The 12,774-nt window shown below is 73.5% G+C and carries 11 protein-coding genes; 7 read left to right on the forward strand and 4 right to left on the reverse strand.

Going from position 1 to position 12,774, the window contains the following annotated elements; all coding sequences use genetic code 11:
- The first annotated feature begins 232 nt into the window (after nt 1–232).
- On the forward strand, nt 233–580 hold the full coding sequence (locus ACZ3KJ_RS05005) for a hypothetical protein (RefSeq protein WP_467524654.1): 348 nt from the start codon (nt 233–235) through the stop codon (nt 578–580).
- Here the strand turns inward: ACZ3KJ_RS05005 and ACZ3KJ_RS05010 are convergent.
- Entirely contained in the window at nt 567–1,406 is an 840-nt protein-coding gene (locus ACZ3KJ_RS05010) for a DUF4184 family protein (RefSeq protein WP_467524656.1), read from the reverse strand. The two genes, ACZ3KJ_RS05005 and ACZ3KJ_RS05010, sit on opposite strands and share 14 nt — an antisense overlap.
- Before the next feature lie 351 nt (nt 1,407–1,757).
- Here ACZ3KJ_RS05010 and ACZ3KJ_RS05015 point away from each other — a divergent pair, with 351 nt between their 5' ends.
- Entirely contained in the window at nt 1,758–3,551 is a 1,794-nt protein-coding gene (locus ACZ3KJ_RS05015; RefSeq protein ID WP_467524659.1) for a lytic transglycosylase domain-containing protein, read from the forward strand.
- A gap of 167 nt (nt 3,552–3,718) precedes the next feature.
- Here the strand turns inward: ACZ3KJ_RS05015 and hrpB are convergent, their stop codons facing one another.
- Together hrpB and ACZ3KJ_RS05025 are read right to left on the reverse strand one after the other, a co-directional pair.
- Complete coding sequence (gene hrpB / locus ACZ3KJ_RS05020; protein ID WP_467524661.1) at nt 3,719–6,244, reverse strand: ATP-dependent helicase HrpB; 2,526 nt, start codon at nt 6,242–6,244, stop codon at nt 3,719–3,721.
- Nucleotides 6,245–6,435: 191 nt separating this feature from the next.
- The gene (locus ACZ3KJ_RS05025; RefSeq protein WP_467524663.1) at nt 6,436–7,434 is read right to left on the reverse strand and encodes a class I SAM-dependent methyltransferase; all 999 of its coding nucleotides are present in this window, start codon (nt 7,432–7,434) and stop codon (nt 6,436–6,438) included.
- 229 nt (nt 7,435–7,663) lie between these two features.
- Between ACZ3KJ_RS05025 and rpsA the strand changes: the two genes are divergently transcribed.
- The 4 genes from rpsA (at nt 7,664) to ACZ3KJ_RS05045 (ending at nt 11,435) form a co-directional block, all read left to right on the forward strand.
- The gene (gene rpsA / locus ACZ3KJ_RS05030; protein WP_385064349.1) at nt 7,664–9,154 is read left to right on the forward strand and encodes a 30S ribosomal protein S1; all 1,491 of its coding nucleotides are present in this window, start codon (nt 7,664–7,666) and stop codon (nt 9,152–9,154) included.
- A 223-nt stretch (nt 9,155–9,377) separates the two neighbouring features.
- Entirely contained in the window at nt 9,378–10,316 is a 939-nt protein-coding gene (locus ACZ3KJ_RS05035) for a PAC2 family protein (RefSeq protein ID WP_467524665.1), read from the forward strand.
- 58 nt (nt 10,317–10,374) lie between these two features.
- A complete protein-coding gene (coaE, locus tag ACZ3KJ_RS05040; protein ID WP_467524667.1) occupies nt 10,375–11,004 on the forward strand; it encodes a dephospho-CoA kinase in 630 nt (209 codons plus the stop codon).
- A gap of 50 nt (nt 11,005–11,054) precedes the next feature.
- Nucleotides 11,055–11,435, forward strand: a complete 381-nt coding sequence (locus ACZ3KJ_RS05045) for a tetratricopeptide repeat protein (protein WP_389511501.1) — start codon at nt 11,055–11,057, stop codon at nt 11,433–11,435.
- A 210-nt stretch (nt 11,436–11,645) separates the two neighbouring features.
- Here ACZ3KJ_RS05045 and ACZ3KJ_RS05050 read toward each other — a convergent pair whose 3' ends face one another.
- Entirely contained in the window at nt 11,646–11,912 is a 267-nt protein-coding gene (locus ACZ3KJ_RS05050) for a DUF6343 family protein (protein ID WP_467524670.1), read from the reverse strand.
- 149 nt (nt 11,913–12,061) lie between these two features.
- Here ACZ3KJ_RS05050 and ACZ3KJ_RS05055 point away from each other — a divergent pair, with 149 nt between their 5' ends.
- Nucleotides 12,062–12,745 (forward strand): class I SAM-dependent methyltransferase, encoded by a 684-nt coding sequence (locus tag ACZ3KJ_RS05055; protein WP_467524672.1) that lies wholly within the window; start codon nt 12,062–12,064, stop codon nt 12,743–12,745.
- The last annotated feature ends 29 nt before the right edge of the window (nt 12,746–12,774 follow it).

The following is a 12,774-nucleotide window of genomic DNA, read 5'->3' on the forward strand; positions in this document are numbered from 1 at the left end:
TGACGCCGCCAGGCCCGCCCTCCGGGCGGACGACGGGACTTTCACAACAGGCCCTAGCCCGCAGCGGCGCCGCACCGGCCGGCGGCGGTTGCGCCGGCCGGTGCACCGGAGTCCGCACCGGCCTGCGGCGGTACGCGCATGCCGGTGCCCTCCCGCCGTCCCCCGAGAGGCCCTCACCCAGGTGGCCCCCGTGAAAACGCCCCTCGTCGCCCGCGCCCGCGAGGATGCCGCCATGGGTATACGCATGCTCCACCGCCGGACGGCCCCCGCACGCGTGCACGCCACGCCGACCGCCGATCGGTCGGTGCGCCCCGACGCGGCGCCCGCCGGGCGGCCGCTCCCCGCCCACGCGCGCGGCGCCGCCACCCCCCGCGTCCCCGGGACCCCGCTCACCGTCCTGCGCACGGCCGCCGCCCGTCTCGGTCGACTCGCGCCGCTCGCCCGGATCGAGGTCGCGCACGGCTACCTGGCCCTGGCCCTCGGCGTCCTCGGCCGCCTCCCCAGACCCCGGGCGGCACGTGGTATCGCCGTGTCCGTGGTGCCCGTGCGGCCGGCCGGCGAGCCGTTCAGCCCACGCTGACCCGGTCCGGACGCCCCGCGGACTCCGGGGCGACTGGACGGGCCACACGGACGCCCACGGCGTACAGCAGCAGGCCCAGCAGCAGGCCGGCGCCCGCCCCGAAGCACAGCGTCGGGATCAGCTCGTACGGCTTCGCCCGGGAACCCCAGTACTCCCACCACCGCGTCGCCCGCCGCACCGCCGCGACCAGCGCACAGCCGCCGATCAGCGCCGCCGCCCACCACCGGTCCCGCGCCGACAGCACGGGCACCCCGGCCGGCTCGGCGACAGGTGTCCGGCGCAGCGCGTACGCCACGAAGCACACGATCACGACCGCGGCCACGGCGGAGCCGCCGTACTGGAGGTACCAGTACAGCGGTGAGCCCGCGACTTTCTCGCCGAGCACCGGGAACAGGCGCATGCCCCACCGGTCGAGGTGCGTGAAGGCGTCCCACACCACATGGGTCAGCGCGCCGAGCACCGCGGACACGTACCACCACAGGAGGGTGCGCGGGCGGACACGCGCGCGGGGCGCCCCGCAGCGCGCCAGGGTGGCCGGACGGGCCTGACGGGCCCGTGGCAGGAGGGCCACGAGCGGTTCGCGCACCAGCAGCCACAGCCCCACCAGCGCCCAGGCGACGAGCACGTCGACGGTGAACACGCCGGTGAAGGAATGCGTGACGTCACCGAACTCCATGGCCCCCGCTGCGACGCTCGCCGCGTAGTAGGTCATGTCGGGCGCGAAGGACCCCGCCACCAGCACGGCCGGCACCAGCGGGCCGCGGCCGGTGCCGTCGGTGCGCAAGGCGGGCAGCACGGCCGCCGCATGACTGAGGGTGAACGGCAAACAGGGCTCCCGGTGGCGGACTTCGGCGGACGTCGGCGGACCGGTCGGGCCGGAAGTCCGACGACGCGCACCAGTATGCGTGACGCCACTGACACCGGAACGGAGATGGCCGGGTGGTGAACACCGCGTTCGAACGGGTGCCGGTGCCACCGAAGTTGTCGTAGGGTCGCCTGGGGCGCCGAGTCGGAAGGCCCGGTCGAACAACCGAACAGAACGGCGCAAACCGCTCGGGAGTGCAACCCTCGGGGCGGGGCGACGGCCCCACGGGGCCGGTGAGGCGGTACGTCCGCACAGGGGCGGGCGCATCGGACGGAGACGGGCGCACGGGTGTCCACGGGAGGGGTTCACTTCATGTCGGCGCATTTCGGCAGGAGGCTGCGCAAGGGAGCCGTCAACACGACCGTGGCCGCGGTGGTCGTCGCGGCGCTGGCCGCGTCCCAGGCACCCGATGTCACGGCCGGCGGCCGGACCGGCGGACGGACCGCCGCCGATGCCGCCTCCGGCACGGGCTCCGACGACAGCGCCACCGGCAACTCGCCGTACTACACGGACCTCCCGCCGCTGAACAGCCCCACCCCCTCGCCGAGTCAGAGCGCCGGAACCACCCCGGCCGCCACCGGCGACACCGAGGCCGGCATCCCCGCGACCGTGCTGGACGCCTACAAGAAGGCCGCGGCGGCGCTCGCCGAGGCCAAGCCCGGCTGCAACATGCCGTGGGAACTCCTCGCCGCCATCGGCAAGGTCGAGTCGGGTCAGGCCGGCGGCGGCAACGTCAACGCCGACGGCACCACCCTCACGCCGATCCTCGGCCCGGTCCTCGACGGCAACGGCTTCGCCAACATCAGCGACACCGACAACGGCGCCTACGACGGCGACAGCACCTACGACCGTGCCGTGGGCCCGATGCAGTTCATCCCCTCCACCTGGGAGTGGGCGGGCCGCGACGGCAACGGCGACGGCAAGAAGGACCCCAACAACATCTACGACGCGGCCCTCGCGGCCGGTCACTACCTGTGCCGCTTCAGCTGGGACATGTCCACCACGTCCGGGCTGCGCAGCGCGATCCTCAGCTACAACAACTCGACGGAGTACTACAACACCGTCGTGTCGTGGCTGGAGTACTACCGCAAGGGCACCCACGAGATCCCCGACGGCACCGGCAGCCTGCCGTCCAGCCGCAGCGACGACGACAGCGCGGCGACCACCTCGCCGTCCACGACGCCGTCGTCATCGACTCCGAGCACGACCCCGACGACCTCCGAGCCGGACACGTCGGAAACGCCGTCGACGACCCCCACCACTCCGGCCCAGACGCCGACCGAAACGGTCGACCACCTCGAGAACGCGGGCACGGCGAAGCTCACCGCCATGGCGGGCGACGCGTTCACCCAGACGATCAGCGCCCGCGCCGAGACCGAGGCCGGCAAGGCCGTCGGCAAGGTCAGGGTCCGCTTCACCATCGTCGGCGACACCGACGCCGCCTTCGCCGGCGGCGAGAGCGTCGCCACGATCGCCACCGACAGCAAGGGCGTCGCCACGGCCCCCGCCCTCCAGGCGGGCGAGGAGACCGGCACCTTCACCGTCCGCGCCACGGTCCTGGGCCGCGTGCTGCCCGCCCTCGACTACACGGCCACGGTCACCGCCCGTGCCGCCGACACCCTCGCCCGCACCACCAGCACCGCGCTGACCTGCACGGCGGGCGGTACGTTCAGCGACCAGGTCGAGGTCAAGGCCACGTACCAGGGTGCCGCCGCGGACAAGGTCGCGGCCACCGCCACCCTGATCGCGTCGGCCGGCGACACGACCGCGAACGACAAGGGCCCCTACTTCAAGGACGCCGCCGGCAACGCCGTCCGCACCCTGACGGACCTGCGGACCGACGCCGACGGCCTGCTCCAGCTGCCGCAGCTGTACGCGGACGACACGGCCGGCACGTTCTTGCTGCGCATCACCACCACGGGCGGCGCCACGCTCACGGTCGAACTGACCGTCACGGCCGCCCCGACCACCACGCCGAGCCCGTCGGAGAGCGCCTCGGAAGGGTCGTCGGAGACCCCCTCCGACGACACCTCCGCGACCGAGACCGCGACCGCGACCGCGACCGCGTCCGCGTCCGCCTCGGAGTCGGCGACGACCGGCTCGTAAGCCCTCCCCGCACCACCCACGCGCACCCCGCACCACCCACGCGCACCCCGCACCACCCACGCGCACCCCGCACCACCCACGCGCACCACACACCACTTCGGCGGCGCCCCTCCCACCCGAGAGAGGCGCCGTCCTGATGTGCCATCAGATCGCTCGGCCCCCTCGGCTCACCTCCCGAGCCGTGCTTTGGTGTGCCGGGTCGGCTCGGCACCGGCCGGGTCCTCCGGCCACGGATGCTTCGGATACCGGCCGCGCAGCTCCGCCCGTACGCCCTTGTAGCCGTCCCGCCAGAAGGAGGCGAGGTCGGCGGTGACGGCCGCGGGCCGCCCGGCGGGGGACAGCAGGTGCACCAGCAGCGGCACCCCGGCCACCCGCGGCGACTCCTGGAGCCCGAACATCTCCTGGAGCTTCACCGCGAGCACCGGCTGCTCGGGGTTCGCGTAGTCGATCCGGATCCTGGACCCACTGGGTACGGTGATCCGCTCCGGCGCCAGCTCCTCCAGCCGGGCCGCCTCACCCGAGGCCCACGGCAGCAGCCGGGCGAGGGCCTCCCCGGCGTCGATCCGCGCCAGATCGGCGCGCCGCCGGGCCCGGCCGAGCTCCGGCTCCAGCCAGTCCTCCACGCGCGCGTGCAGCGACGCCTCGGACACGTCGGGCCACGGCTCCCCCAGGTGCAGCCGGAGGAACGCCAGCCGCTGCCGCAGCACCTCGGCCTCCGGCGGCCACCGCAGCAGCGTCAGCCCTTCCTGCCGTAGTCCCTCACGCACCGCCTGCCGTACGAGCGCGGCATCGGCGTCCCTCAGCGGCCGCACGCCCAGCTCCACGGCACCGAGCCGCTCGACGCGCCGGGCGACGACGTCACCGTCGGCCCAGTGGACCTCGTCGCGTTCGTCGAGCAGGGGTCCGGCGGCGAGCCGCGCCACCTCCTCGTCGACCACCCCCGCCAGCTGCACGCGCGCGTGCCCCTTGCCCACCGGACGGTCGGCCACGGCGACCGCGAGCCACGGCGCGCCGCGCAGGGCGGAGCCCTCCCGGACCTCGGCGCGGGTCCCGGAGACCATCAGGTGCGAGCCGCCGTCGGCCCGGGCGAGGCGCTCGGGGAAGGCGAGGGCGGCGACGAGCCCCGCGGTGGCGTCCTCAGCGCCGCCCGCCCGGGCCGGCCGGGCGTCCCGCGCGGGAGGGCCTGCGGACTCCGCGGCGACCGACCGCAGCCGCCGCACCTCCGTCCGCCACCGCGCGCCGTACGCGTCGCCCCCGCGCCGGGCACCGCGGACGGCGGCGGCCAGGTCGTCGCCGTACTCGCGAGGGGCCTCCTCGCTCAGCAGCGCGACCACCTCGGCGGCGCGCTCCACCCCCACCAGCGACGCCCCGTCCAGCAGCGCCCGCCCCAGCCGCGGGTGCAGCCCCAGCCGCGCCAGCCGCACCCCCCGTTCCGTGGCCCGGCCGCCCGGGTCCACCGCGCCGATCGCCGTCAGCAGACCCCGCGCCGCGGCCATCGCGCCCGCCGGCGGCGGATCGAGCAAGGCCAGCCCGGAGGCGTCGGGATCGCCCCAGCAGGCCGCCTGGAGGGCGAACGCGGTGAGGTCGGCCACTTTGATCTCCGGGGACGGGAAGCGCGGCAGACGGGCGTTCTCCGCCTCCGGCCAGCACCGGTACACCACGCCCGGCGCCTCGCGCCCGGCCCGTCCGGCCCGCTGCCGCGCCGCCGCGTGGGAGGCGCGCACGGTCGCGAGCGCGCTCAGTCCCCGTGCGTGGTCCACGCGGGGCTCCCGCGCGAGCCCCGCGTCGACGACCACCCGCACCCCCGGCACGGTCAGCGACGACTCGGCCACCGCCGTGGCCAGGACCACCCGGCGTCCCTCGCCCGGCGTCAGCACCGCGTCCTGCACGGCAGCCGGCGCCCGTCCGTGCACCTGGAGCACCTCCACCCCGCCCAGCCCCTGGAGCTGCCCCGCGACCCGCGCGATCTCCCCGACGCCCGGCAGGAAGCACAGCACGTCCCCCGGCCGCTCGGCCAGCGCCCGCCGCACCACCGACGCCACATGCCCCAGCAGCGCCGGATCGACCCACGTGCCGTGCGGCGGCCGGACCGGACGGGCCGGAGGCGCCCAGACGACCTCGACGTCGAACGCGGCGCCGTGCGCCTCGACGACCGGCGCCCCGCCCAGCAGCCGGGACCAGCCCTCCGTGTCCGTCGTCGCCGACGCGGCCACCAGCCTCAGCTCCGGCCGCAGCGCCTCCCGGACGTCCCACAGGAAGGCGGCCGCCGTGTCCGCGTCCAGATGGCGTTCGTGGCACTCGTCCAGCACCACCACGTCGACACCGGTCAGCTCCTGGTCGCGCTGGAGACGCTGCAACAGCACACCGGTCGTGACGACCTCCACGCGCGTGTGCCGCCCGACGACCCGTTCCCCGCGCACGGTGTACCCGACGCTCCCGCCGGTCTTCTCACCCAGCAGCCACGCCATCCGCCGGGCCGCCGCACGCGCCGCGATCCGCCGCGGCTCGGCCACCACCACGCGCCGCCCGGGCCCCTCGCCCAGCAGCCCCGCCAGCGCGAGCGGCACCAGCGTCGTCTTGCCGGTGCCGGGCGGCGCGGCCAGGACGGCCGTGCCGGTCCCGTCCAGGGCGTCGTTCAGGGAAGGCAGGGCGGCCCGCACGGGCAGCGCGTCCAGGGCGTCGTCACGGATCACGCCCCTAGTGTCGTACGCCTCGACGACGCGTCCGCCGCGTGCCGTCGCAGGCGCCCCACGCGCGCGTGGGGCGGGCGGGCCCCTGCGCGCGTGCCCTTCCGGCCCCCGGCCCCGCCTCCGGCCCGCCGGCTACTCGCCTCCCCCGCGGCCGCCGTCACGTGCGCGCCGCAGGGCGCGGACCGCCGACGCCGTCAGTCCCGCTCGCACACGAAGATCGCCGTACCCGGGATCAGGGCGCCGCGCAGCGGCGACCAGCCGCCCCACTCCGAGGTGTTCCAGGCCGGCCACTCGGGCTCGACGAGGTCCACCAGCCGGAAGCCCGCGGACACGATGTCGCGGACCCGGTCGCCGAGGGTGCGGTGGTGCTCGACGTAGACCGCGCGGCCGTCCTCGTCCTGCTCGACGTAAGGCGTGCGGTCGAAGTAGGACGAGGCGACCGACAGGCCCTCGGGCCCCGGCTCGTCGGGGAACGCCCAGCGGACCGGGTGGGTCACGGAGAAGACGAAACGGCCGCCCGGGCGCAGCACCCGGCGCACCTCCCGCAGGACCAGCACCGGGTCGGCGACGAAGGGCAGCGCCCCGTACGCCGAGCAGGCCAGGTCGAAGGAGGCGTCCGCGAAGGGCAGCGCGGCCGCGTCGGCGCACACCAGCGGGAAGGTGACGCCGATGCGCAGCGCGTGCTGGAGCTGGCGGTGGGAGAGGTCCAGCGCCACCGGGCGGGCGCCCTGCGCGGCGAGCCAGCGCGCGCACTGGGCCGCGCCGGCGCCGATCTCCAGGACGTCCCGGTCCTTCAGCTCCTCCGCCGGGCCGAGCAGCTCGGCCTCGACCTCGTCCAGGCCCTCGGGGCACCACACGAAGCGGTCGTCGCCGAGGAAGGTGCCGTGCTCGATCTGGTACTCGTCCGCGTTGCGGTCCCACCAGCCCCGGTTGGCGCGGGCGCTCTCCGTGACGCCGGCGTCGCGGCGGGTGGCCTCCGGCTCGGCCTCCGGCTCGGGCGCCGGCCGGGGTACCGACTGGGGCGATACGGGCTCTTGGATGATGGGCTCCCTCGTCGTACTCTTCCGTCCAACCCGCCCCGGCGGTGCCACCGAGGTGTCACCGGAGGGTTCTTCCGCGGTCCATGTGGCCTCAGAAGACAGGTTCAGTGCCGGGTATGCGGCGATCCGCCCCGGGTGTGCGCGTTCGCGCATTGACCCTGCCCGGCTGCCCCCGTATGCTACAAGTTGCGCTGCGGGCCTGCGCACCTCAGACGTAGCAGGCTGCGCTCGCATCTGTTGTATGTCCCCTCGGTTGTCGAGGCGCCGTCACCGGTCACCCGGTGGGGCGCTTCCTTGGCTGTCCGGCTTCTGCAGAGCGAAACGGGCTCCCGGCGTAAGCAGTACCTACGACTTCAATGTCCGTACCGGAGCCCTTTCCCACATGACGAGCAGCACCGAGACCACCGCCACCACCCCGCAGGTAGCGGTCAACGACATCGGTAACGAGGAAGCCTTCCTCGCCGCGATCGACGAGACGATCAAGTACTTCAACGACGGCGACATCGTCGACGGCGTCATCGTGAAGGTCGACCGGGACGAGGTCCTGCTCGACATCGGTTACAAGACCGAAGGTGTTATCCCGAGCCGCGAGCTCTCCATCAAGCACGACGTCGACCCCAACGAGGTCGTCGCCGTCGGTGACGAGATCGAGGCCCTTGTTCTCCAGAAGGAGGACAAGGAAGGTCGCCTGATCCTCTCGAAGAAGCGCGCCCAGTACGAGCGTGCCTGGGGCACGATCGAGAAGATCAAGGAAGAGGACGGGATCGTCACCGGTACCGTCATCGAGGTCGTCAAGGGTGGTCTCATCCTCGACATCGGCCTCCGTGGCTTCCTCCCGGCCTCCCTGGTCGAGATGCGTCGCGTCCGCGACCTCCAGCCCTACGTGGGCAAGGAGCTCGAGGCCAAGATCATCGAGCTGGACAAGAACCGCAACAACGTGGTCCTGTCCCGCCGTGCCTGGCTGGAGCAGACCCAGTCCGAGGTCCGCCAGACCTTCCTCACCACCCTCCAGAAGGGTCAGGTGCGGTCCGGTGTGGTCTCCTCGATCGTCAACTTCGGTGCCTTCGTGGACCTGGGTGGCGTCGACGGTCTGGTCCACGTCTCCGAGCTGTCCTGGAAGCACATCGACCACCCCTCCGAGGTCGTCGAGGTCGGCCAGGAGGTCACGGTCGAGGTCCTCGACGTCGACATGGACCGCGAGCGCGTCTCCCTGTCGCTGAAGGCGACCCAGGAAGACCCGTGGCAGCAGTTCGCCCGCACCCACCAGATCGGCCAGGTCGTGCCCGGCAAGGTCACGAAGCTGGTTCCGTTCGGTGCGTTCGTCCGCGTGGACGAGGGCATCGAGGGTCTGGTCCACATCTCCGAGCTGGCCGAGCGCCACGTGGAGATCCCGGAGCAGGTCGTCCAGGTCAACGACGAGATCTTCGTCAAGGTCATCGACATCGACCTCGAGCGCCGTCGCATCAGCCTCTCGCTGAAGCAGGCCAACGAGTCCTTCGGTGCCGACCCGGCCTCGGTCGAGTTCGACCCGACCCTGTACGGCATGGCCGCGTCCTACGACGACCAGGGCAACTACATCTACCCCGAGGGCTTCGACCCCGAGACCAACGACTGGCTCGAGGGCTACGAGAAGCAGCGCGAGGAGTGGGAGCGCCAGTACGCCGAGGCGCAGCAGCGCTTCGAGCAGCACCAGCAGCAGGTCATCAAGTCCCGCGAGGCGGACGCCCAGGCCGCTGCCGAGGGTGGCGAGGCCGCCGCTCCGGCCGCGACCGGCGGTTCGTACTCCTCCGAGGGTGCCGACACCTCCGGCGCGCTGGCCTCGGACGAGGCGCTGGCCGCCCTGCGCGAGAAGCTGGCCGGCGGCCAGAGCTGATCGCCGGCAGCTGATCCCAGCCGCTCACTGAGGGGCCGTACCTTTCGAGGTACGGCCCCTCGTCGTTGCCCGGGGAAGCGGCCGTCACCCGGTGGCCCGCCCCGGGCAAGCGGGCCGGCACCCGGCGGCCCGTCCCGGGAGCCGAACGATCAAGGTGATGCAGCGGGAATGCGTACACCGGCGTGCGCGTTGGGATGTACGAACACGAGGAGGAGCGGTCCAAGTGCTTGATCCGCAGGGTTTGTACGCATGGGAGCCGAAGGGGCTGGCCGTCGTCGACATGGCGCTCGCCCAGGAGTCGGCCGGACTTGTCATGCTCTACCACTTCGACGGATACATCGACGCGGGGGAGACCGGCGACCAGATCGTCGACCGCCTCCTCGACGCGCTGCCCCACCAGGTCGTCGCCCGCTTCGACCACGACCGCCTGGTGGACTACCGCGCCCGACGTCCGCTGCTGACGTTCAAGCGCGACCGGTGGACCGACTACGAGGAGCCGGCCATCGAGGTACGCCTCGTCCAGGACACCACCGGAGCGCCCTTCCTGCTGCTGTCCGGCCCCGAGCCGGACGTGGAGTGGGAGCGCTTCGCCGTCGCCGTCCGGCAGATCGTGGAGCGGCTCGGCGTGCGCCTGTCCGTGAACTTCCACGGCATCCCCATGGGCGTCCCCCACACCCGTCCCGTCGGCATCACCCCGCACGGCAACCGCACCGACCTCGTCCCGGGCCATCGGAGCCCCTTCGACGAGGCCCAGGTCCCCGGCAGCGCCGAAGCACTGGTCGAGTACCGCCTCATGGAAGCGGGCCACGACGTCCTGGGCGTCGCCGCGCACGTCCCGCACTACATCGCCCGCTCCGCGTACCCCGACGCCGCCCTGACCGTCCTGGAGGCCATCACGGCCGCCACGGGACTCGTCCTGCCCGGCGTCGCGCACACGCTGCGCACGGAGGCGCACCGCACGCAGACCGAGATCGACCGCCAGATCCAGGAGGGCGACGAGGAACTCACCTCCCTCGTCCAGGGCCTGGAGCACCAGTACGACGCCGCCGCCGGCGCCGAGACCCGCGGCAACATGCTCGCCGAACCCGTGGACATCCCCTCGGCGGACGAGATCGGGCGGGAGTTCGAGAAGTTCCTGGCGGAGCGCGAGGGCGAGGGCTGAGCCGTCGTCCGGGGGCCTGCCGGACGCGTCGGCGGCGGCAGGCCCTAAGCTTCCCGTCATGCTGAAGGTGGGCCTGACCGGCGGGATCGGCGCCGGCAAGAGCGAGGTGTCGCGGCTGCTCGTCGCCTGCGGTGCCGTGCTGATCGACGCGGACCGCATCGCGCGCGAGGTCGTCGAACCGGGCACCCCCGGTCTCGCGGCGATCGTCGACACCTTCGGTGAGGAGGTCCTCACCGACGACGGCACCCTCGACCGCCCGGCCCTGGGCTCCGTCGTCTTCGCCGACCCCGCGAAGCTCGCCTCCCTCAACGCGATCGTCCACCCCCTCGTCGGCGCCCGCTCCCGCGAGCTGGAGGAGGCCGCCCCCGAGGACGCCGTCGTCGTCCACGACGTCCCCCTCCTCACCGAGAACGGCCTCGCCCCCCTGTACGACGTCGTGATCGTCGTCGACGCCCCGCCCGCGACCCAGCTGGACCGGCTCGTCCGGCTGCGCGGCATGACCGAGGACGACGCCCGCGCGCGCATGGCCGCCCAGGCGACACGCGAGCAACGCCGCGAGATCGCGGACATCGTGATCGACAACGACGTACCGCTGCCGGACCTCGAACGACGCGTCCGCGAGGTGTGGGCCGACCTGGCGCACCGGGCGCGTGCGCCCCGCGAGCCCCTCGGGTCACCGGAGGAATAGCGGCCCCCGCCCCGCGCGTTGAACGCGTGCAGCGAGGGAAGGATTTTTCCGTGCCCGATACCAGCGGTTCGACCGGACGTACTCCGGAGACGCATGTCATCGACTTCCGTGCCGCCGAGCAGCTGCTCGCCGCACGGGACCCGCGGGGCGCGGTGAAGCTGCTCGACGGTGTCATCGCCGCCCATCCCGAGAACACGGCCGCCCGCCTGCTGCGCGCGCGTGCCTTCTTCGCCGCCGCGCAGCTGCGTCCCGCCGAGCTCGAGTTCACGATCGTCCTGGAGCGGGAACCGGACAACGCGTTCGCGCACTTCGCGCTCGCCCGGACCTATGAGCGGCAGGGCCGCGGCGACCAGGCCAAGCGCCACTTCCGCCTGGCGGCCGCACTGGACCCGAACCCGCAGTACCTGAAGGCGGCACGCTTCGACACCTGAGCCTCCGCCGCCGCACCGACAGAGGGAACCACCCGGTGGGGCGGGCGGGCAGCCGCGCCGACGAGGGACCACCCGGCGGACGGGCGGGCTGCGGGGCACGACGGGCGGCTCATGGGGCTGGGCGCTCGGGTACGGACCGCGCCCGGAGACGGACCTGCCCCCGGGCAGGGGCCTGCCCCCCGGCAGGGGTCTGCCCGGATACGGACCTGCTCAGGTACGCGGGTGGTCCGGCGGCCAGTACGGCGGCACGTTCCGGCCCGGCTGGTAGTGCGGCCCCTGTCGCAGATGTCTGAGGATCATGGCCAGATCGACGCCGGCCACCAGCCACAGCACACCGCAGGCGACGGCCCATCCCACTCGTCCCACCAGTGCGAACGCGACCGTGCCGAAGCCGGCCCAGAGCAGCCCCCACATGCTCAGCCACAGACGCATCCGCAGCGCGCTGCGCGCCGTCGTCGGCTCACTGCCTGTACGCATCGGAACATCACTCCTGCTGGAAACGTACTCCTCGGCCCGCACGTCCTCCACAGAAGGCGAACGGACGTCCCATCGCTCGAACGGGTGAACCGGCGGGTGGGGGGAACGGCCCGGCGGGGACGGCCCGTTGGACTGGCATGAGGCGTGACATGCGAGAGGGATACGAGGGAACGGGTCCCGGGGCCATCACCCCCGACGGATGCGCGGTCGAGCTCTACAGCCGGCTGCGGGTGGGCGACGAGCCGGACATCATCGCCGCCGCGGTCCCCGCGGGCGCGCACATCCTGGAACTGGGCAGCGGCGTCGGCCGCGTCACCCACGCGCTGGTGGAGCGCGGGTTCACCGTCACGGCGGTCGACGAGTCCGCCGAGATGCTGGAGCGCGTCCGCGGGGCACGCACGATATGCAGCCCCATCGAACACCTCGACCTGGGCGAGACCTTCGACGTCGTGATGCTCGCGTCGTTCCTGGTGCACAGCGGGGACGACGAGGTCCGGCGAGGGATGCTGCGCGCCTGCGCGCGCCACGTCGCGCCGGACGGACACGTGCTGATCCAGCGGGAGGGCGAGGACTACCACGCGAACCTGCCCCGCGAACGGGTCGACCCGGCCGGCTGCACGGTCCGGATCCTGTCGGCCGACCCGGTCGGCGACGGTGTCCACACGGTGCGCGCCGAGTACGTGTTCCCCGACGCAACATGGACCCAGACGTTCCGCTCCCGGCCCCTCACCCCGGAACAGTTCGAGGAGGCGCTGGCCGAGGCGGGCCTGAGAGTGGACCGGTACCTGACGGAGGACGGGGTCTGGGTGAGAGCGGTGCCCAGGGGGGAGTAGGCGGGATCCGGGACGGCGCGAGCACGGCG

The sequence above is a fragment of the Streptomyces sp. NPDC003248 genome (assembly GCF_055563235.1).

Bases quoted from the DNA above. Each gene is read 5' to 3' on its own strand.
- ACZ3KJ_RS05005 (WP_467524654.1), top strand. From the start codon at position 233: ATGGGTATACGCATGCTCCACCGCCGGACGGCCCCCGCACGCGTGCAC.
- ACZ3KJ_RS05015 (WP_467524659.1), top strand. From the start codon at position 1,758: ATGTCGGCGCATTTCGGCAGGAGGCTGCGCAAGGGAGCCGTCAACACG.
- ACZ3KJ_RS05025 (WP_467524663.1), bottom strand. From the start codon at position 7,434: ATGCGCGAACGCGCACACCCGGGGCGGATCGCCGCATACCCGGCACTG.
- rpsA (WP_385064349.1), top strand. From the start codon at position 7,664: ATGACGAGCAGCACCGAGACCACCGCCACCACCCCGCAGGTAGCGGTC.
- coaE (WP_467524667.1), top strand. From the start codon at position 10,375: ATGCTGAAGGTGGGCCTGACCGGCGGGATCGGCGCCGGCAAGAGCGAG.
- ACZ3KJ_RS05050 (WP_467524670.1), bottom strand. From the start codon at position 11,912: ATGCGTACAGGCAGTGAGCCGACGACGGCGCGCAGCGCGCTGCGGATG.
- ACZ3KJ_RS05055 (WP_467524672.1), top strand. From the start codon at position 12,062: ATGCGAGAGGGATACGAGGGAACGGGTCCCGGGGCCATCACCCCCGAC.